Raw genomic sequence first — 21,069 nt, 5'->3', positions numbered from 1 at the left:
CTCACAGCTCTCACAGCTCTCGCAGCTCTCACGGCTCTCACGGCTCTCACGGCTCTCACGGCTCTCACGGCTCTCACGGCTCTCACGGCTCTCACGCCTCTCACGCCTCTCACGCCTCGGCCTCGCTCGTGGCGCCGCGGCGGGCGGCGGGCACGCTGCGCCACAAGGGGCCGTACAGCGCCCGGGCCCAGTCGAACAGGTCGCGGCCGTCGTCGGTGCGGGCGGCGGCGAGGGCGGCGAAGTCGGGATAGGCGCGGGCCAGGGCGGGCCGCTCGCATTCCCCCCGGCGCTGCATGCCGCCGTCGTAGGCCATGCGCGCGGCATGGCCGGCCATGTCCTCGGCCAGCGCGGCGAAGCCGGTGCGGCAGGCCAGCGGCAGTGGCTGGCGCAGGCCGGTGAGCCAGGCCTCGACGAGCTGGCCCAGCGCCTCATTCGCATCGGCGCGCGTCAGCGCCGGCAGCACCAGCGTGCCCGACTCACTGACCAGCACGGTGCGCGTGGGCCCGGCGGCCCAGTTGAGCGCCAGGTGGGCAGGCCAGTGGCGGACCACGTGGTGCCAGGCGAGTTCCTTGCCCTTGTGCAGGCGGCCCTGGGCCAGCACGAGGCGGGCGGGCTCGGAAGCCCCCGAGTCCGCCTGAGCATTTGCACGCGCAGCATCCAACGCGGCATCGGCGTAGCCAGTCGATTTGCTGCCACCACCGACTTCGCTGCTGTCATCGCGTCCGCCGCGCGACGCGCTGCCAGCCGGCAGCCGCCGCGGCGGCAGTGCGTCTTCGATCGCTACCCCGCTGTCCGCATGCCGCCAGTGCAGCAGCACCGGCTCGGCCTCGGCCTCGGGCCAGGCCTCGCAGGCCTTGAGGTAATGCTCGAAGGTGCGGGCCACGCGCTGCTGCAGGCCCTGGCCGGCCAGGGTGCCGAAGGCCTGCAGCGGCAACCGGCCTTCGCTCGCCAGCCGGTCGACCTGCTGCGCCAGCGTCGAACCCAGCGCCGCGCGTGCGGCGGCCGGGCTGGGCTGGTCGTCGCACCAGGGCTGCAGGGTCTGGCGCAGCTGCTGCTCCAGCGCCCAGTTGTCCAGGCCGCCCAGGGCGAAGAGCTCGTCGTCCAGTGCATCCTCGCTGCCGTCGGCGCCGGGGCCGAAGCGCACATGCAGGCGCTGGGCGAAGAAGGCCTCGATGGGTTGGGCGAGGAAGTCCTCCAGCGGGCGCAGGGCGATGGGCTCCTCGGGCTGCCAGGGCGGTAGGGACTGATCGTCGCGGTCGGGCGGTTGCGCGGAATGAGCCGCCTGCCATTCGCGGCCATAGGTGTAGAGGCCGTCCACGGCGGGCGCGCGTGGCGCCTCGGGCGCGAAGTAGCGCGGACTGAAGGGCTGCAGCGGATGCTCGGTGGTCAATGCGGCCAGCACCGCGTCGCGGTCGTCCTCGCGGCCGGCCAGGTGCCAGCCGGCGGCGAGGTGGTCGCGCAACTGGCCCACCAGCACGCTGGGTGCGCGGGCGCTGTGGTCGCGCACGTCGCGGCCCACCCAGCTCAGGTAGAGCTGCTCGCGCGCGGAGAGCAGCGCCTCCAGCAACAGGTAGCGGTCGTCGTCGCGGCGCGAACGGTCGCCGGGGCGCCAATCGTCCCGCATCAGGTCGAAGTCGGCCCGCATGACCGGGCGCGGGAAGTCGCCGTCGTTCATGCCCAGCAGGCAGACCACGCGGAAGGGAATGGCCCGCATCGGCATCAGCGTGCAGAAGCTGACGCCGCCCGAGAGGAAGCGCTGGGCCAGCCCGCCGCTGCCCAGCTGGCCGAGCCAGGTCTCGCGCACCACCGACAGCGGCAGCTTCCCGTCGAAGCCGGCGGCGGCGCAGTCGTCCAGCCAGCGGTCCAGACCCTGCAGCAGTTCCTGCACGCGCACCTGCTCGCGCGGCGTGACCGGCGCGAAGAAGCGCTGCAGCAGCGCGCGCAGGCGTTCGGCCCAGACGGTGGGCGTGTCATCCTGCGACAGCGTGTCCAGCGTGACCTCCATCGCGCGCAGCAGCGCCGCGAGCGGGCCGAGGGCTGCAGCGTCCAGCCCGCCCACCTCGTCGAAGGGCGCGATGCCGTCGAAGGCCTCGCCGTCGCCGGCGGCATAGCCCAGCAGCATGCGCTGCAGGCCGAAGCGCCAGCTGTTGGCCTCGCCCGCGGCGCCCAGGCCCTGCTGCGCGCGCTGATCGGCATCCAGGCCCCAGCGCACGCCAGCGCCCTCGATCCAGCGTTTGAGCACGGGCAGGGCGTCTTCCGTCAGGCCGAAGCGCTCGCGCACGGCCTGCACTTCGAGCAGGTCCAGCACGTCGCTGGCGGCGAAGCGGCTGTCGGGCAGGGCCAGCAGCGCTTCGAGGGCCACCAGCAGCGGCTCGCGCCCGCGCTGGCCCTGGTCGGCGACGGTGAAGGGAATGTGCCGTGGGTCGCTGCGCGTCAGCCGGCCGAAGACGGCCTCGATGTGGGGCGCGTAGGCATCCACGTCCGGCAGCATCACGATCACGTCGCGCGGCTGCAGCGTAGGGTCGGCATCGAAGCGGGCCAGCAGCTGGTCGTGCAGCACCTCCACCTCGCGCTGCGGCGAATGGGCGGTGTGGAAGCGCAGCGAAGCGTCGCGTGCGGGGTCGACGGCGGGCCAGCGCTCGCGCGTCTCGGCCAGCGGGCGCAATTCCAGGATGTCGTCCTGCAGCTGGCGCAGCAGGCTGTGCGCGGGCGGCGCGTCGTCGCTGAAGAGGTCGATGCGCCCGCCGCCGATGCCGGCCCAGGCGCCGCGGTAGCGGTCGGGTTCGTCGAAGCCGTCAATCAGGTGCAGGTAGTCCCGGCCCTGCTTGCCCCAGGCGGCCAGCAGCGGATGGGCATGCTGGTGCAGCGCGGCCTCGTCCAGCACGGCCGGCATGCCGGGGCGGCGCGCCTGGCGGCGGTAGGCGCCGCGCAGCAGGTCCTGGTCGGCCACGATGTCGGTCCAGTGGTGGCGGCAGGGGTTGTGCACGAAGAGCATCACCTGCGCATGCCGGGCCAGGGCGGCCAGCGCCTGCAGCGTCTGCGCGGGCAGGGCGGAGATGCCGAAGACGATCACCCGCCGCGGCAGGCCGATGGGCGGCGGGCCCTCGTGCGCGGCCAGGGCGTCGATGAAGCGCTGGTGCACGCCGGCGCGGCTGCCCGCCAGGCCCTGCGTCGCATCAGCCGGTGCGCGGCCGTCCAGATCGTCGAGCAGGGCGCGCCACAGGCGGGCCTGCCAGTGCTGGTCCTCGGGCAGCGGGCGGGTGCCGCCGCGCAGCGTCTGCAGCTGGTCGTGCCCGGCGGCCCAGTCCTGCAGCCAGTCGGCGCGGTAGACCTGGTACTGGTCGAACAGATCGGCAAGCCGCAGCGCGAGCTGGTGGCACTTGCGCAGGTCGGGGTCGTGGGCCAGGAAGCGGGCGAGCGGTGCGAAGCGGGCGTCGGTCTCGGCCGCGCGGGCGGTGAGCGCGGGCAGCAGGCGCATCAGCCGCCAGGCGAGCGGCGCCTCGTCGAGCGGCGAGCGCTCGGGCACGGTGCCCGCGCCCAGCACCGCGCGGTAGGCCCGCCACAGAAACTGCGCGGGCAGCTGCACGTCGAAGGCCGCCGTGATGCCCAGCCCGCCGCGCGCCGGATCGGCCGCCAGCGCCAGCTTGAGCCACTGCGCGATGCCGTTGCTCTGCACCAGCACCACCTCGTCCTCCAGCGGCGCCAGCGGATGCCGCGCCAGCCAGGCCACGAGCAGCTGTCGCAGGTCCTCCGGCCGGTTGCCGTGCAGGACCATCAGGCCGGGCTGCAGGGGGGGCGAGGAGGCGTGAGCGGACATCGGGCGGGCGGACGGGAGGCTCGTGAGTATCACCATCCGCCGCGACCCGGTGGCGGGTGCGCGTTTGTCCGGGTGGGGCGCGCAGCTCGAGGGCGCGCGCCTTTTCAGGCCAATGCGGTCCGGTTGCGGCCGTCGGCCTTGGCGCGGTACAGCGCGGCGTCCGCGGCGCGCAGCAGCCGGCCCATGTCCACCGAGTCATCCATCCGGGCCGTGTGCGCCACGCCAATGCTCAGTGTGGCGTAGAGGCTTTGGCCCTGTGCATCGAACGCCAGCGCCTCGGCTGCGACCTGGGAACGCAGGCGCTCCGCGATGGCCTCAGCCTCCGGGGGCGACACGCTGGGCAGCACCACGGCGAATTCCTCGCCGCCGATGCGGCCCAGACGGTCCTGTGGACGCAGGGCTGCGGCGGTCACGCGGGTGAGGGCACGCAGCACCTCGTCACCCACATGGTGGCCATGGCGGTCGTTGATCTGCTTGAAGTGATCCGCATCGATCATCAACACGGCCATGCCGGCGCCATCGGCCCGGGCGCGCTCCAGGCCGCGCTCGCCGTGCTCCATCAGGGCGTGGCGAGCAAGTGCCCCGGTCAGGCCGTCGTGCCGCACGGCATGGTCGAGGCGGCGCAGCGTCTCGGCCCCCGCCGCGTTGGCGCAGGCCACGGCAAGGGGGCCCAGGGCCAGCAGAGAGACGCCAACGCGCAGCGACAGCACCTCGTCGGCATGGGCGGGCGTGAAGTTGAGGTCGAAGAGGCCCAGCGCCACCGCGGCCAGTGTCCATGTACAGATGGTGGCTGACAGTAGGGAGGTGGTGAATATCCGGTAGTTCATGGCGCACCACAGCAGGCCGGGTACGGCGAATACCAATGCGCCGGGTCCGCCGACCAGTGCGCGGATGCCTTCGCCGGCCAGAAGAGCGGCAAGGGGGGCCGCTCTCAAGGCGCTGGACTGTCTGCGCGCAGGCACTACTGGCGCCGGATCGTCGGCATGCGGGGCGGCCAGGACCAGGGGCAGCAGCAGCAAGTAATTCATCAGCTCGGCGCTGAACCACAGTGCCGCCATTTCGGCCCATGGCGTGGAGAAGTACGCCGGCCCTGCGCCGCAACCGACCAGGGCCCCGGCCGCGCTGGCGGCCGTGGCGGCGAGCAGCAGATACAGCGGCGAGGTCGTGCGCTGCAAGCGGAGGGTCGGCTGGTCCAGCCGCCGCAGCAGGAGCCAGCCTACGGCGACGTCGAACATGTTGGCGCTGTTGAGCCACAGCGCCATAACGGGTGGAGAGCCGGTGCACAGGTCGGCCAGCACGAAGCCGGCGGCGCCCGCGACCCAGGACGACGCCCGCTGGCCGAGCTGCGGGTAGCGCACCAGCAGGCCCAGCAGCAGCGCATTGGCTGGCCAGAAGGCCGAAAGGAAGCCGATCGGCCGGGCAAGGATGCCCACGATGCAGCCCAGGAAGGTCAGCAGTGCGAGGCCGGCCCAGGCGGGGGGATGGGGCAAATGGCGGAGTCGGGACATGGGCCAGAGCATGGTCGGGGGGAAAGGGCAGCGTGGATGAGCCCTCCCTGCAAGCTCCGAGTGTTAGAGCGCTGGAATATCCATGTCACAAAAAGTTAACAAATAGCCACATAAGAATGTGAAGAAGTTGGCGCGCTGATCGGTTCGTCGCCGGGGGCGCCGGATTTTTACAATCATCCCCATGAATCTGCCCCCCTACACCCGCGCCCAGCAGCTGCCCGCCATCCTGGCCCAGCGCATTGCCATCCTCGACGGGGCCATGGGCACCATGATCCAGCGGTTCAAGCTCAATGAAGCGCAGTACCGCGGCGAGGGCTACAGCGGCCCCGGCGCCGTGGGCGACCGCTTCAAGGACTTCCACAAGGACGTGAAGGGCAACAACGAGCTGCTGTCCCTCACCCGCCCCGACGTCATCCGCGACATCCACGAGGGCTACCTGGCGGCCGGCGCCGACCTGATCGAGACCAACACCTTCGGCGCCACCACCATCGCGCAGGAGGACTACGACATGGCCGACCTGGCGCGCGAGATGAACCTGGCCAGCGCCTGGCTGGCGCGCGAGGCCTGCGACAAGTTCAGCACGCCGGACAAGCCGCGTTTTGTGGCCGGCGCCCTGGGCCCGACGCCGCGCACCGCCAGCATCAGCCCCGACGTGAACGACCCGGGCGCACGCAACATCGACTTCGAGACGCTGCGCGCCGCCTACTACGCGCAGACCGCTGCGCTGGTGGAAGCCGGGTCGGACGTGCTGCTGGTCGAGACCATCTTCGACACCCTCAACGCCAAGGCCGCGCTCTTCGCCATCGACGAGTACTTTGCGGCCAGCGGCGAATGCCTGCCGATCATCATCAGCGGCACCGTCACCGACGCCTCGGGCCGCATCCTGAGCGGCCAGACCGTCACCGCCTTCTGGCACAGCGTGCGCCATGCGCGTCCCCTGGCCGTGGGCCTGAACTGCGCCCTGGGCGCCGCGCTGATGCGGCCCTACGTGCAGGAGCTCAACCGCGTGGCGACCGACACCTTCATCAGCTGCTACCCCAACGCGGGCCTGCCCAACCCCATGAGCGAGACCGGCTTCGACGAAACGCCCGACGTCACCTCGCGCCTGGTGCACGAATTCGCGGCCGAGGGCCTAGTCAACATCGTCGGCGGCTGCTGCGGCACCACCCCCGACCACATCGCCGCCATCGGCGCCGCCGTGGGCCCCGTGACCCCGCGCGGCGTGCAGGGCGCGCGCTTCTATCGGGAAGCCGCCTGAGCGCCTGCCCGGACATCCCGACATCGGGCCGCGGAGCAGGCCACGCGGGAGCACCCGCGGAACCGGCTTTGCCAGGCCGCTGCGTGCGCCCCCTTGTGGGGGAGGCACCGCAGGCGCCACGGGGGTGGGCCTACTTCAACCAGCCTCTTTTACGGAAATAGAGCATCGGCCCGACGGCGCTGGCTGCCATCAGCAGCAGCACGTACGGATACCCCAGGCTCCACTCCAGCTCCGGCATGAACTTGAAGTTCATGCCGTAGATGCTGGCGATCAGCGTCGGCGGCAGCAGCGCCACGCTGGCCACCGAGAAGATCTTGATGATCTTGTTCTGGTTGATGTTGATGAAGCCGACCGTGGCGTCCATCAGGAAGTTGATCTTGTCGAACAGGAAGGCGGTGTGGCTGTCCAGCGACTCGATGTCGCGCAGGATCTGCCGGGCCTCCTCGAACTGGTCGGCGTTGAGCATGCGGCTGCGCATCATGAAGCTCACGGCGCGGCGGGTGTCCATCACGTTGCGGCGGATGCGGCCGTTCAGGTCTTCCTGGCGGGCGATCAGGCCCAGCACCTCGCCCGCGATCTCGTCGCTCACGTTGCCCTTGAGCACCAGGTTGCCGGCGGCTTCGAGCTCGTCGTAGATGCCTTCGAGCGTGTCGGCCGAGTACTCGGCGTCGGCGTCGAAGAGCTTGAGCAGCACCTCCTTGGCGTCCTCGATCAGCCCCGGTGCCCGGCGGGCGCGCATGCGCAGCAGGCGGAAGACGGGCACGTCCTCGTCGTGGATCGAGAACAGCACGCCGCGGCTCTTCAGTTCGGCGTTGTGCTGGTTGAGGATGAAGGCCACGCGCACGCTGCGCGGCTCGTCGGCGTCGGCGATCAAGAAGTCGCTGCGCACATGCAGGTCGCCGTTGTCCTCTTCGTAGAAGCGTGCCGATTCCTCGATGTCCTCGTCGGTCACGTCCTCGGGAATGGACAGGCCGTAGTACTGCTTGACCCAGCGCTTCTCGTCCGGGCTGGGCGACTCCAGGTCGACCCAGATCGGCTGGAAGCGGGACAGCTCCTCCAGCGACTCGATTTCCTCCTGGACGAGGCGGCCGTTGGCGAGCGTGAAGATGTTGAGCATGGCGTGCTCCCCTGAAAGCGAAGGCGTTGCGGGACGAGAGGCGGCGGTTGGGGGGTAGGGGGCGCTTTCAGCCCGCCACCCGCGCACCGGCCGGCACGCGCGACGCGAAGGTCAGAAGGGAGCTGAAAGCTGCCGAGACGGGGAGGTGTCCAAGGTCGGTACTCCGGTAAAGCAGCGGGCGCGATTATGCACCGCAGCAGGGCGTGGAATGCCCCGATCTGGATGGGCATCCAGTACATTTGTGGCTTCATGTCCACCCTTGTGAACGAAGCGTCGACGGGCGCCGCCGACACCGTGGCCGGGCGCCTGGAAGCGGCCCTGGCCGGGCTCAACGACGAGCAGCGGGCGGCCGTCCTGCACGGCGTCGGCGAGCGCGCGGCGCCCGGCGGGCCGCTGCTGGTCATCGCGGGAGCCGGCGCCGGCAAGACCAGCACCCTGGCCCACCGCGTCGCTCACCTGCTGGCGGCGGGCGCCGACTCGCAGCGCATCCTGCTGCTGACCTTCTCGCGCCGCGCGGCGCAGGAGCTGACCCGCCGCGCCGGCCTGGTCGCCGCCCGCGTGCTGGGCCTGGCCGAAGGCAGCCTGCCGGCGCTGCCCTGGGCCGGCACCTTCCACGGCGTCGGCGCCCGGCTGCTGCGGGACCATGCGGCCCAGCTTGGGCTGGACCCGGACTTCACCGTCCACGACCGCGGCGATGCCGAGGACCTGATGGGCTGGGTGCGTCACGCCCGCGGCCTGTCGCAGACGGCCCGGCGCTTTCCCCTCAAGGGCACTTGCTTGGCCATCTACTCGCGCGTGGTCAACACCCGGCTGCCGCTGGCAGAGGTGCTGCGCCAGTCCTTCACCTGGTGCGCCGAATGGCAGGAACAGCTCACCGCGCTGTTCGCCGACTATGTGGACGCCAAGGCCCAGCAGAACGCGCTGGACTTCGACGACCTGCTGCTCGCCTGGGCCACGATGATGGAAGAGCCGAGCCTTGCCGCACAGGTGAGCGCCCGCTTCGATCATGTGCTGGTGGACGAGTACCAGGACACCAATCGGCTGCAGGACGAGATCCTGCGCCGCCTCAAGCCCGACGGCCGCGGCGTCACGGCGGTGGGCGACGATGCCCAGGCCATCTACGGCTTCCGCGGCGCGACGGTGCGCAACATCCTCGACTTTCCGGCCGCCTTCGACCCGCCCGCACGCGTGCTCATGCTGGAGCGCAACTACCGCAGCACGCCGCCCATCCTCGACGCTGCCAATGCCGTCATGGACCATGCGCAGGAGCGCCATGCCAAGCGCCTCTGGACCGACCGTCCCAGCGCCGGCCGTCCGCAGCTAGTGCTGGTGCCGGACGATGCCCACCAGGCCACCTGGGTGGCCGACCGCGTGCTGGCCCACCGCGAAGGTGGTTTGGCGCTCAAGCGGCAGGCGGTGCTGTTCCGCACGGCCAGCCACAGCGCCGCGCTGGAGCTGGAACTGGTGCGCCGCAACATCCCTTTCGTGAAGTTCGGCGGCCTCAAATTCCTGGAGGCGGCGCACGTCAAGGACCTGCTGGCGCTGATGCGCTTCGTGCACAACCCGCGCAGCCGGCTGGCGGGCTTCCGCACGGTGCAGCTGATTCCCGGCGTCGGTCCCGCCACCGCCGGCCGGCTGATGGACACCATGCAGGCGGCCGCCGACCCGGCCGCCGCGCTGGCCGCCTTCGTCGCGCCGCCCATGGTGCGCGAGGCCTGGCAGGACTTCGCCCGCGCCTGGCAGGCGCTCAAGGCCGGCAGCGAGGGCTGGCCGCAGGAACTCGCCACTGCCATCGACTGGTACGCGCCGCACCTTGAGCGGCTTTACGAGGCCGCGCCGCTGCGACTGGGCGATCTGCAGCAGCTGGCCGAACTGGCCCGCGGCTACGCGTCGCGCGAGCGCTTCCTGACCGAGCTGACCCTCGACCCGCCGGACGCCACCAGTGACCGGCCCGGTCCGCCGCTGCTGGATGAGGACTACCTCATCCTCTCGACCATCCATTCCGCCAAGGGCCAGGAATGGAATTCGGTGCATGTGCTGAACGTGGTCGACGGCTGCATGCCGGCCGATGTGGCGCAGGGGGCGCACGAGCTGGAGGAGGAGCGGCGCCTGCTCTACGTCGCCATGACCCGCGCCCGCGAGCACCTGCACCTGCTGGTGCCGCAGCGCTTCCATGTGACGCAGCAATCGCGCTTCGGCGACCGGCATCTGTACGCCGGCCGCACCCGCTTCATCCCCGATGCGGACCTGCACCATTTCGACCGCGTGACCTGGCCGCCGCCACCGCCCGTCGTGCCCCATGCCCCTGTCCCGCCCGAGGTCTTGGACCTGCGCCAGCGCCTGCGCGCCGCCTGGCGTCCGGGCTCTTGAATGCGGGCCGCCGCGCTATCGAAGATGCAGCGCCGCGACCATCTTCTGACGCGGCTCAAGCATTCCTCCATTGCAATTCGATGACGCCGCGCGCATAGTGAATTCAACGCACCGACGCGCCTTCCTCCCACACCGCCAGACCGCTCCCGCCGACATTCCGCATTGCCTCGCGCACCCGTTTGAGTTCCGCCGGCCGGCGCCTTCCATCGAAGAACCGGCCATTTCCCCAACCGTCAATTCCAGGAGGTTTTTTCATGAATTTGACGATCAGCGGCCATCACCTCGACGTCACGCCTTCGCTGCGCAACTACGTCACCACCAAGCTCGACCGCATCACGCGGCATTTCGACCGCGTGGTGGATGTCAAGGTGATCCTCACCGTGGAGAAGCAGAAGGAAAAGGAACGCCGGCAACGCGCCGAATGCAACATCCACGTGAAGGGCAACGACATGTTCGCCGAGTCCAGCCATGCCGACCTGTATGCGGCGGTGGACGAACTCATGGACAAGCTCGACCGCCAGGTCGTCCGCCACAAGGACCGTCTCCAGGACCACGGACATCCCTCGCCCAAGCGGCTGATGTGATGTCCCGCAGGCGACATGCCTGCACCTGCCGCCGGGCGTCTGCTCGGGGCAAATCCTCTTGAAAAGCCGCCTGTGGGCGGCTTTTCCATGTCTGGTACAAGGGTTAGCCCGGGTGCATAATCGCGCCCCGATTCGCCCCCCACCATGAACCGACTCGCATCCATCCTGCCGTCCGCTCAAGTGCTCGTGAGCGTGGACGCCACCAGCAAGAAGCGTGCTTTCGAGGAAGCGGGCCTGCTGTTCGAGAACCTGCACGGCCTCGGCCGCGCGCTCATCACCGACAGCCTGTTCGCGCGCGAGCGTCTCGGTTCCACCGGCCTGGGCCACGGCGTGGCCATCCCGCACGGCCGCATCAAGGGCCTGAAGTCGCCGATGGCGGCGGTTTTCCAGCTGGCCCATCCCATCGGCTTCGACGCGCCGGACGAGCAACCGGTGGCATTGCTCATTTTCCTGCTGGTGCCCGAGACGGCGACGCAGAAGCATCTGGAGATCCTCTCCGAGATCGCCGAGATGCTGAGCGACGCGCCCCTGCGCGAGAAGATCAAGACCAGTTCCGACGCGGGCGAGCTGCATGCCCTGATCGCCGGCTGGCGCTCGGCCCAGGTGGTCTGACGGGCGTACGCGCGGGGACTCGCGCCCTTTCCCGCTTTCCCATGACGTCGCACGGGTGCGCCGATGGCGGTGCGCCTCTGTGGACAATGGCCGCATGAAGCCCACCGTCATCAGTGCCGATGCGATGTTCGAGGATTTCCGCGGCTCCCTGCGCTGGGAGTGGCTGGCGGGACTCGGCGCCTCGGAGCGGCAGTTCGACCCCGAAGTCATCAGCAACGCCCGGTCGGCCGCCGACCTGGTCGGCTACCTCAACTACATCCATCCCTACCGCGTGCAGATCATGGGTGCGCGCGAGGTCGCATATCTCACCCGCGGCACGCCCGAGGATTGTGCCCGGCGCGTGGCCCGCATCGTCACGCTGGAGCCGCCCATGCTGGTGCTGGCCGATGGCCAGGCCGCGCCGGACGAACTGCTGTCCATCTGCGAGCGGGCGCAACTGCCGCTCTTCGCCACCCGCGAATCCTCGGCCTTCGTCATCGACGTGCTGCGGGCCTACCTGTCCAAGCACTTCGCCGAGCGCACCTCGATGCACGGCGTGTTCATGGACATCCTGGGTATGGGCGTGATGATCACGGGCGAGTCGGGCTTGGGCAAAAGCGAGCTGGGCCTGGAGCTGATCTCGCGCGGCAACGGCCTGGTGGCCGACGACGCGGTGGACCTCTTCCGCATCAACCAAGCCACCATCGAGGGCCGCTGCCCCGACCTGCTGCAGAACCTGCTGGAGGTGCGCGGCATCGGCCTGCTGGACATCAAGGCCATCTTCGGCGAGACGGCCGTGCGCCGGAAGATGCGGCTCAAGCTCATCGTGCACCTGGTGCGCCGCGACTCCTTCGAGCGCGACTACGAGCGCCTGCCGGCGGAGCCGCTCACCCAGGACGTGCTGGGCGTGCCGATCCGCAAGGTGGTCATCCAGGTGGTCGCCGGCCGCAACATCGCCGTGCTGGTCGAGGCCGCCGTGCGCAACTCCATCCTGCAACTGCGCGGTATCGACACCTATGCCGATTTCGTCGCCCGCCACCACAAGGCGATGGAGAACGGTGGCGCGTGAGTTGCGAAGCAGCCGGGGGCGTTATCGGTTCTTGCAGTCGTTGCAGACACCGTAGAGCGACATGGCATGGTCCTGAAGGACCCAGCCCTTGTCCTTGGCGATCATCTGCTGGCGGCGCTCGATCTCGGCGTCGTAGAACTCCTCGACCTTGCCGCAGACGGTGCACACCAGGTGGTCGTGGTGCGTGCCCTCGTTGAGCTCGTAGACGGCCTTGCCGCTCTCGAAGTGGCTGCGCTCCAGGATGCCAGCCTGCTCGAACTGGGTCAGCACGCGGTACACGGTGGCCAGGCCGATATCGGAGCGCTCGTTCAGCAGCACGCGGAACACGTCTTCGGCCGTCATGTGGCGCTGGCCGCCGGTCTGGAAGATCTCCAGGATCTTCAGGCGCGGAAGGGTGGCTTTGAGGCCGGTGCTCTTGAGTTCTTCGATGTTGCTCATGGTGGAATCCGGCGTTGGCGCGGCGGGTGGCATGCCCGCGCAGCCTGTGGGTCGGAGCCGCCCTGGCAGAGGCCGGCCGCTACAATGCCCGGATCATATCGCCACGCTTTTTCCCTATGCCTGGACAACTTCCCCGCCCAAGCGGCTTTCGTCTGGCGGCCGTCCTGCTGGTCGGCGTCGGCATCGCCGGCTGCAGCAGCACCGGTGAGCGCATGCGCGGCGCCCTCAATGCGATCACGCCCTACAAGGTCGAAGTGGTGCAGGGCAACTTCGTCTCCAAGGAGCAGGTGGACGCCCTCAAGGCCGGCATGTCGCGCCAGCAGGTGCGAGAGATCCTGGGCACACCCTTGCTCACCGACGTCTTCCATGCCAACCGCTGGGACTACGTCTTCACCATCCGCCGCCAGGGCGTCGAGCCGCAGCAACGCCGCCTGACGGTGTTCTTCAACGGAGACACGCTCGCGCGTTTCGAAGGCGACACCATGCCCTCCGAAGAGGAATTCGTCGCCGCCCTGGACACCCGCAAGCGCAGCGGCAAGGTGCCCGAGCTGCAGGCCTCGGAAGACGAACTCAAAAAATTCAAACCGTCCGTGTCCGCGTCGCCTACGCAGGACCTGCCGCGCAGCACCCAGCCGCTGCCGCCGAGCTACCCGCCGCTCGAAACCCGCTGAGCCTTCTCTTAAGGCCGCCGGTCGCCGCCGTCGCAACGCGGCCGGACCGGCGGCCTTTGTTGTTTACGCCCCTCCGCACCGAAAGCGAACGCGCATGACCGCCGCTCCCGCCGCCTCCTCTCCGTCTTCCGTCTCCCACCGCATCGCCGTGGCCGGCGCCTCCGGGCGCATGGGGCACATGCTGATCGAGGCGGTGCGCGCCGCGGACGACTGCCAACTGGCTGGCGCGCTGGACCGTGAAGGCAGCCCCACGCTGGGCAGCGACGCAGGCGCCTTCCTTGGCTTCGCCTCGGGTGTGGCTGTGACGGCCGACCTGCGCGCCGGCCTCGGCGGTGCGCAGGTGCTGATCGACTTCACCCGCCCCGAAGGCACGATGGCCCACCTGGCCGTCTGCCGCGAGCTGGGCGTGCAGGCCGTGATCGGCACCACCGGCTTCAGCGATGCGCAGAAGGCCGAGATCGCCGAGATCGCCAAGGACATCGCCATCGTCATGGCGCCCAACATGAGCGTGGGCGTCAACGTCACCTTCAAGCTGCTGGAGATGGCCGCCAAGGCGCTGTCCACCGGCTACGACATCGAGGTCATCGAGGCCCACCATCGCCACAAGGTGGATGCGCCCTCGGGCACCGCGCTCAAGATGGGCGAGGTCATCGCCGACGCGCTGGGCCGCGACCTGAAGGACTGCGCCGTCTATGCCCGCGAAGGCGTCACCGGCGAGCGCGACCCCTCCACCATCGGCTTCGCCACCATCCGCGGCGGCGACATCGTGGGCGACCACACGGTACTGTTCGCCGGCACCGGCGAGCGCATCGAGATCTCGCACAAGTCCAGCAGCCGCGCCGGTTATGCCCAGGGCAGCCTGCGCGCGGTGCGCTTCCTGGCTGGCCAGAAGGCCGGCCTGTTCGACATGTTCGACGTGCTCGGCCTGCGCTGAGCGCGCCATCCCCTCCGACGCGACCGCGCGAGCAGACGATGGGTGCCCTTTCGCTGCTGGACCAGGCCGACGCCGTCGGCCGCGGTGTGGCCCTGCTGCTGCTGCTGATGTCGGTGGCGAGCTGGGTCACGCTGCTGTGGAAGGCGTGGGTGCTGCGCGGCGGCGCCGGCCGGCTGGCCCGTGCGGTGGCGCTCTTCTGGCAGGCACCGGACGTGGGCGAGGGCATGGCCCGTCTCGCAGGACTCGACCCGCGCCGCCATGTGCTGCCGCTGGCGCAGGCGGTGCAGTCGTTGCCTGCGCGCACCGTGTCCGAGACGCTGCAGGCCCTGGGCAAGCCGCAGGCACCGCTCACCCGGGCGCTGCGCGATGCGCTGCAGGCCGTGCTGCGCCAGCTGCAGGCGGGGCAGATCCTGCTGGCCACCATCGGCGCCACCGCCCCCTTCGTCGGCCTGCTCGGCACGGTGTGGGGCATCCACGGCGCGCTGGTCAGCATCGCCGGCCAGGCGGGTGGCTTCACCATCGACAAGGTGGCCGGGCCGGTGGGCGAGGCGCTGATCATGACCGCCTTCGGCCTGGCCGTGGCCTTGCCGGCGGTGGCGGCCTACAACGTCTTCGGCCGCATCATCGGCCACATGGAGGCCGAGCTAGAAGGCTTCGCGCACGACCTGCTGGCCGTGTTCGCGCCCGAGCCTGCGACGGCGCCGCTTCCCCCGGCGCGGCCGATGCCGGTGACCGCCTGATCGCCACTCTGCCGTTTCCGACCGCTGCGCGACCGCTCACCCCACCCCGCAGGACGAACTGTCACCATGGCCTTCGGCCGCAGCACCGACCGCCTGAACCCGCGCACCGGCCCCGCTGCGCGGCCCATGGCCGACATCAACGTCACGCCGCTGGTGGACGTGATGCTGGTGCTGCTGGTGATCTTCATCGTGACGGCGCCGCTGATGGCCAGTTCGATCCGCCTCGACCTGCCTGCGGCAGGGGCTGCCGCGCCGGTGGAGCAGCCGCGCGCCATCACCGTGGCGCTGGACGCGCAGGGCCACCTGTTCGTGGACGACCAGCCCGTTGCCGATGCCAACGCGCTGACGCAGCGGCTGCGCACCGCCGCCGCGGGCGTGCCGGACATCGAACTGCAACTGCGCGCCGACCGCAGCCGGCCCTATGGCGAGATCGTCACGCTGATGGATGCCGCGCGCGAGGCGGGCATCCAGCGCATCGGCTTCGTGGCCGAGCCGGCGTCCGCCGATCGCTCTGACGCGCCGCCACGCTGAGCAAAGCGTCGGCCGGCGCACCGGCCAGAAGGATGCATGGCCGCCCGGCCGTTAGCCGACCGCCTCTTGTCTCGCAGCGGCACCGGACGATGACCGCGTGCCGCCCTTCAGCCCGCCTTCCCCAGCACCACCGGCTTCGTCCGCCAGATGTCGTGCGCGTACTCGGCGATGGTGCGGTCGGACGAGAACGCGCCCATGCCCGCCACGTTCAGGATGGCCTTGCGCGCCCAGGCGTCGGCGTCGCGGTAGAGCGCGTCCACCTCGGCCTGCTTGGCCACGTAGGCCGCGTAGTCGGCCAGCAGCAGGTAGTGGTCGCCCCAGTTCACCAGCGTGTCGAACAGGCCCTGGTAGCGGCCCGGCTCGCCGGGCGAGAAGGCGCCCGACTGGATCGCGTCCAGCGTGCGCTTGAGCTCGGCATTGCCTTCGTAGAAGTCGCGCGGTCGGTAGCCCTTGGCGCGGATCTCGGCCACCTGCGGCGTGGTGTTGCCGAAGATGAAGATGTTGTCGTCGCCGACGTTCTCCTTCATCTCGACGTTGGCGCCGTCCAGCGTGCCGATGGTCAGCGCGCCGTTGATGCCGAACTTCATGTTGCCGGTGCCCGAGGCCTCGGTGCCGGCGGTGGAGATCTGCTCCGACAGGTCGGCCGCCGGCATGATCATCTCGGCCAGGCTCACCGAATAGTTGGGCAGGAAGACCACCTTCAGCAACTTGCCCACCCGCTCGTCGGCATTGATGACCGCGGCCACGTCGTTGATGAGCCGGATCACCTGCTTGGCGGTGAAATAGGCCGAGGCCGCCTTGCCCGCGAAGATCACGACCCGCGGCACATGGTTGCCGTGCGGATCGTCCAGGATGCGGTGGTAGCGCGTGATGACGTGCAGCACGTTCAGCAGCTGGCGCTTGTATTCGTGGATGCGCTTGACCTGCACGTCGAACATGGCGTCGGTGTCCACCACCACGCCCATGTGCTGCTCGATCCAGTTGGCCAGGCGCAGCTTGTTCTCGCGCTTGGCATGGCGGAAGGCGCGCACGAAGGTGGGCTGCTCGGCCATGGGCTTGAGGGCTTCGAGCTGCGACAGGTCGCGCCGCCAGCCGCGGCCGATGCGCTTGTCCAGCAGGGCGGCCAGCGGCGGGTTGGCCTGGGCCAGCCAGCGGCGCGGCGTGACGCCGTTGGTCTTGTTGTTGAAGCGCTCGGGAAACAGCCGCGCGAAGTCCGCGAAGATGGACTGCTTCATCAGCTCCGAATGCAGCGCCGACACGCCGTTGACCGAATGGCTGGCCAGCACCGCCAGGTAGGCCATGCGCACGCGGCGCTCGCCGGATTCGTCCACCAGCGACAGGCGGCGCATCAGGTCGGTGTCCTGGCCCACCTGGGCCGCCACCTCACCCAGGAAGCGGGCGTTGATGTCGAAGATGATCTGCAGGTGGCGGGGCAGCACCCGGCCCAGCATTTCCACCGGCCAGGTCTCCAGCGCCTCGTGCATCAGCGTGTGGTTGGTGTAGCTGAAGACCTTCTGCGTCTGCGCCCAGGCCTCATCCCAGCCCAGGTCGTATTCGTCCACCAGCAGGCGCATCAGCTCGGGCACGGCCAGCACGGGGTGCGTGTCGTTCAGGTGGATGCTGACCTTCTCGTGCAGTTGGTCGAAGCCGGTGTGGGTGCGCAGGTAGCGGCGCACCAGATCCTGCACGCTGGCGCTGCAGAAGAAGTACTCCTGGTGCAGGCGCAGTTCCTTGCCCGACAGGGTGGAGTCGTCGGGATAGAGCACGCGCGAGACGTTCTCGGAGTGGTTCTTGGTCTCCACCGCCTCGAAGTAGTTGCCGCGGTTGAAGGCCGACAGGTCGATCTCTTCGGTGGCGCGGGCCGACCACAGGCGCAGCGTGTTGGTGGCCTGCGTGCCGTAGCCCGGGATGATGGTGTCGTAGGCGATGGCCAGCACGTCGTGCGTGCCCACCCACTTGGCGGTGCCGTAGGCCTGGCGGCCTTCCACATGGCCGCCGAAGCGCACCCGGTACTTGACCTCCGGCCGCTGGAATTCCCAGGGGTTGCCGCGGGTGAGCCAGTAGTCGGGCGTCTCCACCTGCTGGCCGTCGATGATGCGCTGGCGGAACATGCCGTATTCGTAGCGGATGCCATAGCCCATGCCCGGCACGCCCAGCGTGGCCATGGAATCGAGGAAGCAGGCCGCCAGCCGGCCCAGGCCGCCGTTGCCCAGCGCCGCATCGGGCTCGCGCTCGGCCAGGGCGCTGACGTCGATGTCGAAGTCGGCCAGCGCGGCCTTGACCGTGTCGTACAGGTCCACCGCCAGCAGGGCATTGGTGAAGGTGCGGCCGATGAGGAATTCCATCGACAGGTAGTACACGCGCTTGACGTCCTGCGCATAGCTGGCGCGGGTGGTGGCCATCCAGCGCTCGACCAGCTGGTCGCGCACGGCCAGGGCGGTGGCGGCGAGCCAGTCGTCCTGGCTGGCGGCCACCGGGTCCTTGCCGACGGCGTACATGAGCTTGGTCGCCACGGAGCGCTTGAAGGCGGCAACGTCACGATCGGGATGGTCGTATTCGAAGTCGGCGGGAGTCATGGCGTTCTTGGAGGTTTTCGTGGAATGGAAGGGGCCTGGCGCCGAAGGTTCCCCAGCATTTAATGGGCCAGGGCCTTCTGGTAGACCGTGAGATAGTGCTCGGCGGCGCTGCCCCAGTCGGCCGGGCGGCGCATCGCGGTGGCGCGCACGCGGCGCCAATCGGCGGGTCGCTCGTACAGGGCGAAGGCACGGCGCAGGGCGCGGGCGTAGTCCTCGCCGTCGAATCGGTCGAAGACGAAGCCGGTGGCCGTGCCCTCGGCCATGTTCTCCAGCGCGCAGTCCACCACCGTGTCGGCCAGGCCGCCCACCCGGTGCACCAGCGGCAGGGCGCCGTAGCGCAGGCCGTACATCTGCGTCAGGCCGCAGGGCTCGAAGCGCGAGGGCACCAGCACCACGTCGGCGCCGCCGAAGAGGCGGTGGGCCAGGGGCTCGTCGTAGCCGATGCGCGCAGCGATGCGCTTGGGCTGCGCGGCGGCGCGCTCGCGGAAGGCCTGCTCCATCCAGGCGTCGCCGCTGCCCAGCACGGCCAGCTGGCCGCCACGTTCGAGCAGCGCGTCGATGCCGCCCAGCACCAGGTGCAGGCCCTTCTGCTCGGTCAGCCGGCTGACGACGATGAACAGCGGCGCGCGCTCGTCCACCGCCAGGCCCAGCTCATGCTGCAGGGCCGCCTTGCAGCGGGCCTTGCCTGCCATGCGCCGGCCTTCGGGCATGGAAAAGCGCTGTGCCAGGTGGCTGTCTGTGGCGGGGTTCCACACCGCCTCGTCCACCGCGTTGAGGATGCCGTGCAGCACACCGCTGCGCGCGCGCAGCAGGCCGTCCAGGCCGAATCCCTGCTCGGGCGTCTGGATCTCGCGGGCGTAGGTGGGGCTGACGGTGGTGATGCGGTCGGCATAGAACAGGCCGGCCTTCATGAAGGAGACGTCACCGTGGTATTCCAGCCCCTCGACCTGGAAGGCTTCGGGCGGCAGACCCAGCTCGGCGAAGGCCCAGCCGCCGAACTGGCCCTGGTAGGCCAGGTTGTGGATGGTGAAGACGCTGCGCACGTCCGCGCCCTGGCCGCGTTGGCGCGCGAAGGCCAGGTAGGCCGGCGCCTGGCCGGCATGCCAGTCGTGCGCATGCATCACCTCGGGGCGCCACAGCGGGTCCAGCCCCTGGGCCAGCAGCGCGGCCGCCCAGCCCAGCATGGCGAAACGGCGGTGGTTGTCGCCGTAGGGCTGCTTGCCCGGGCCTTCGTAGGGATTGCCGGGGCGGTCGTACAGGGCGGGCGAATCGACCAGGTAGGTGGGCAGCAGCCGGCCGGCACCGCCGTCGATGTAGCCGAAGCGCAGCAGGGCCGGCTCGCCCCAGGGCGCGTGGAAGGGGGCCACCGGCCGGGCATCGGCCACGCCGGCCGCAATGGCGGGAAAGGCGGGCAGCAGCACGCGGGCGTCGGCGCCCGCGGCCGCCAGGGCCAGGGGCAGGGCGCCGGTCACGTCGGCGAGGCCGCCGGTCTTGAGCAGCGGGAACAGCTCCGCACTCACTTGCAGGATGCGCATCAGGCCGAGCCACCCTTGCCGTAGCTGGCGAGGTTCTCCACCGGCTGCTGCAGACCGAGCCGGCGCAGCATCTCGCGCGTGATCAGCACCACCCCGCCGGCCGTGCGCTCGAAGCGCTCGGCGTCGGCCACCGGGTCCTCGCCCACGATCAGCCCGTCGGGCAGCACGCAGGCGCGGTCGATCACGACCTTGCGCAGCTTGCAGCCGCGGCCGATGGTCACGTCGGGCAGGATCACCGCCTCCTCGATGTCGCAGAAGGAATGCACCCGCACGCCGGAGAACAGCACCGAGTTGCGCACGCCGGAGCCCGAGACGATGCAGCCACCGGAGACGATGATGTTCACCGCCTGCCCCGGGTTGCCGTCGCGGTCGGGCACGAACTTGGCCGGCGGCAGCTGGCGCTGGTAGGTCCAGATCGGCCAGTCGTCGTCGTAGATGTCCAGCTCGGGCGTGATGGAGGCCAGGTCGAGGTTGGCCGACCAGAAGGCGTCGATCGTGCCCACGTCGCGCCAGTACGGCACGACGCCCTGCACCCGGCTCACGCAGGACATGCCGAAGGGATGCGCCAGCGCCCGGCCCTCGGCCACGGCGCGCGGGATGATGTTCTTGCCGAAATCGTGCTCCGACTCGGGGTTGTCGGCGTCCTCCTCCAGCAGGCGGTAGAGGTACTCGGCGTCGAAGATGTAGATGCCCATGCTGGCCAGCGCCACATCGGGCTTGCCGGGCATCGGGGGCGGGTCGGCCGGCTTCTCGATGAAGGCGGTGACGCGGCGGGATTCGTCCACGGCCATCACGCCGAAGGCCGTGGCCTCCGCGCGCGGCACCTCGATGCAGCCGACGGTGCAGCCGCCGCCGTTGGCCACGTGGTCGCGCAGCATGATGGAGTAGTCCATCTTGTAGATGTGGTCGCCGGCCAGCACCACCACATAGTCGTGGCGGTGCGAGCGCGAGCGGATGATGTCCGCGTTCTGGTAGACGGCATCGGCCGTGCCGCGGTACCAGCGGTCTTCGCTCACCCGCTGCTGTGCCGGCAGCACTTCCACCATCTCGCCGAACTCGGCACGCAGGAAGTTCCAGCCGCTCTGCAGGTGGCGCATGAGCGAATGCGACTTGTACTGGGTGACCACCGCCACCCGGCGGATGCCGGAGTTGATGCAGTTGGACAGCGCGAAATCGATGATGCGGAACTTGCCGCCGAAGAAGACGGCCGGCTTGGCGCGGCGGTCGGTCAGCTGCTTGAGCCGCGAGCCCCGGCCGCCGGCCAGGACCAGCGCGATGCTTCGTCGCACCAGCTGATGGGTTTCGAGGGAATGGTCCATCCCGTGAGTCT

At 69.9% G+C, this 21,069-nt stretch carries 16 protein-coding genes; 9 read left to right on the top strand and 7 right to left on the bottom strand.

Annotated features, from left to right (window positions below; translation table 11 throughout):
• Window positions 1-109: 109 nt before the first annotated feature.
• Both recC and QZ772_RS23510 read right to left on the bottom strand, forming a co-directional pair.
• A complete protein-coding gene (recC, locus tag QZ772_RS23515; RefSeq protein ID WP_295531872.1) occupies window positions 110-3,817 on the bottom strand; it encodes an exodeoxyribonuclease V subunit gamma in 3,708 nt (1,235 codons plus the stop codon).
• 104 nt (window positions 3,818-3,921) lie between these two features.
• A complete protein-coding gene (locus tag QZ772_RS23510; protein WP_295531869.1) occupies window positions 3,922-5,325 on the bottom strand; it encodes a diguanylate cyclase in 1,404 nt (467 codons plus the stop codon).
• A gap of 181 nt (window positions 5,326-5,506) precedes the next feature.
• On the opposite strand from QZ772_RS23510, the gene QZ772_RS23505 reads away from it, so the two are divergent.
• Window positions 5,507-6,583 carry a homocysteine S-methyltransferase family protein gene (locus QZ772_RS23505; protein ID WP_295531864.1) on the top strand — a complete coding sequence of 359 codons (1,077 nt, stop codon included), beginning with the start codon at window positions 5,507-5,509 and terminating at the stop codon, window positions 6,581-6,583.
• Window positions 6,584-6,713: 130 nt separating this feature from the next.
• Here the strand turns inward: QZ772_RS23505 and corA are convergent, their stop codons facing one another.
• The gene (gene corA / locus QZ772_RS23500; RefSeq protein ID WP_294366359.1) at window positions 6,714-7,700 is read right to left on the bottom strand and encodes a magnesium/cobalt transporter CorA; all 987 of its coding nucleotides are present in this window, start codon (window positions 7,698-7,700) and stop codon (window positions 6,714-6,716) included.
• A gap of 249 nt (window positions 7,701-7,949) precedes the next feature.
• Between corA and QZ772_RS23495 the strand changes: the two genes are divergently transcribed.
• The 4 genes from QZ772_RS23495 (at window position 7,950) to hprK (ending at window position 12,314) form a co-directional block, all read left to right on the top strand.
• On the top strand, window positions 7,950-10,070 hold the full coding sequence (locus QZ772_RS23495; RefSeq protein ID WP_295531860.1) for an ATP-dependent helicase: 2,121 nt from the start codon (window positions 7,950-7,952) through the stop codon (window positions 10,068-10,070).
• Between the two features lie 254 nt (window positions 10,071-10,324).
• A complete protein-coding gene (gene raiA, locus QZ772_RS23490) occupies window positions 10,325-10,654 on the top strand; it encodes a ribosome-associated translation inhibitor RaiA (RefSeq protein ID WP_295531857.1) in 330 nt (109 codons plus the stop codon).
• A 144-nt stretch (window positions 10,655-10,798) separates the two neighbouring features.
• Window positions 10,799-11,266 (top strand): PTS sugar transporter subunit IIA, encoded by a 468-nt coding sequence (locus tag QZ772_RS23485; RefSeq protein WP_295531855.1) that lies wholly within the window; start codon window positions 10,799-10,801, stop codon window positions 11,264-11,266.
• Window positions 11,267-11,360: 94 nt separating this feature from the next.
• A complete protein-coding gene (gene hprK, locus QZ772_RS23480) occupies window positions 11,361-12,314 on the top strand; it encodes an HPr(Ser) kinase/phosphatase (protein ID WP_295531853.1) in 954 nt (317 codons plus the stop codon).
• 21 nt (window positions 12,315-12,335) lie between these two features.
• Here hprK and fur read toward each other — a convergent pair whose 3' ends face one another.
• On the bottom strand, window positions 12,336-12,752 hold the full coding sequence (gene fur, locus QZ772_RS23475; RefSeq protein ID WP_295531850.1) for a ferric iron uptake transcriptional regulator: 417 nt from the start codon (window positions 12,750-12,752) through the stop codon (window positions 12,336-12,338).
• Between the two features lie 116 nt (window positions 12,753-12,868).
• On the opposite strand from fur, the gene bamE reads away from it, so the two are divergent.
• The 4 genes from bamE (at window position 12,869) to QZ772_RS23455 (ending at window position 15,628) form a co-directional block, all read left to right on the top strand.
• The gene (gene bamE, locus QZ772_RS23470; RefSeq protein ID WP_295531847.1) at window positions 12,869-13,423 is read left to right on the top strand and encodes an outer membrane protein assembly factor BamE; all 555 of its coding nucleotides are present in this window, start codon (window positions 12,869-12,871) and stop codon (window positions 13,421-13,423) included.
• Between the two features lie 94 nt (window positions 13,424-13,517).
• Window positions 13,518-14,357 (top strand): 4-hydroxy-tetrahydrodipicolinate reductase, encoded by an 840-nt coding sequence (dapB, locus tag QZ772_RS23465; protein WP_295531844.1) that lies wholly within the window; start codon window positions 13,518-13,520, stop codon window positions 14,355-14,357.
• 38 nt (window positions 14,358-14,395) lie between these two features.
• A complete protein-coding gene (locus tag QZ772_RS23460; RefSeq protein ID WP_295531841.1) occupies window positions 14,396-15,097 on the top strand; it encodes a MotA/TolQ/ExbB proton channel family protein in 702 nt (233 codons plus the stop codon).
• A 66-nt stretch (window positions 15,098-15,163) separates the two neighbouring features.
• Window positions 15,164-15,628, top strand: coding sequence for a biopolymer transporter ExbD (locus QZ772_RS23455; RefSeq protein ID WP_295531838.1), 465 nt, complete (start codon window positions 15,164-15,166; stop codon window positions 15,626-15,628).
• 107 nt (window positions 15,629-15,735) lie between these two features.
• On the opposite strand, the gene QZ772_RS23450 is transcribed toward QZ772_RS23455, so the two are convergent.
• The 3 genes from QZ772_RS23450 to glgC are packed head-to-tail and all read right to left on the bottom strand — an operon-like array spanning window position 15,736 to window position 21,058.
• A complete protein-coding gene (locus QZ772_RS23450; RefSeq protein WP_295531836.1) occupies window positions 15,736-18,204 on the bottom strand; it encodes a glycogen/starch/alpha-glucan phosphorylase in 2,469 nt (822 codons plus the stop codon).
• A gap of 59 nt (window positions 18,205-18,263) precedes the next feature.
• A complete protein-coding gene (gene glgA / locus QZ772_RS23445; RefSeq protein ID WP_295531833.1) occupies window positions 18,264-19,739 on the bottom strand; it encodes a glycogen synthase GlgA in 1,476 nt (491 codons plus the stop codon).
• Window positions 19,739-21,058 carry a glucose-1-phosphate adenylyltransferase gene (gene glgC / locus QZ772_RS23440; RefSeq protein ID WP_295531830.1) on the bottom strand — a complete coding sequence of 440 codons (1,320 nt, stop codon included), beginning with the start codon at window positions 21,056-21,058 and terminating at the stop codon, window positions 19,739-19,741. Before glgC ends, glgA begins: the two co-directional genes overlap by 1 nt.
• Window positions 21,059-21,069 lie beyond the last annotated feature (11 nt).

The organism is uncultured Pseudacidovorax sp. (genome assembly GCF_913773995.1).
Lineage (GTDB): Bacteria > Pseudomonadota > Gammaproteobacteria > Burkholderiales > Burkholderiaceae_C > Xenophilus.
Note: the sequence above shows the minus strand (reverse complement) of the source record. Positions and strands in the feature narration are given on the sequence as shown.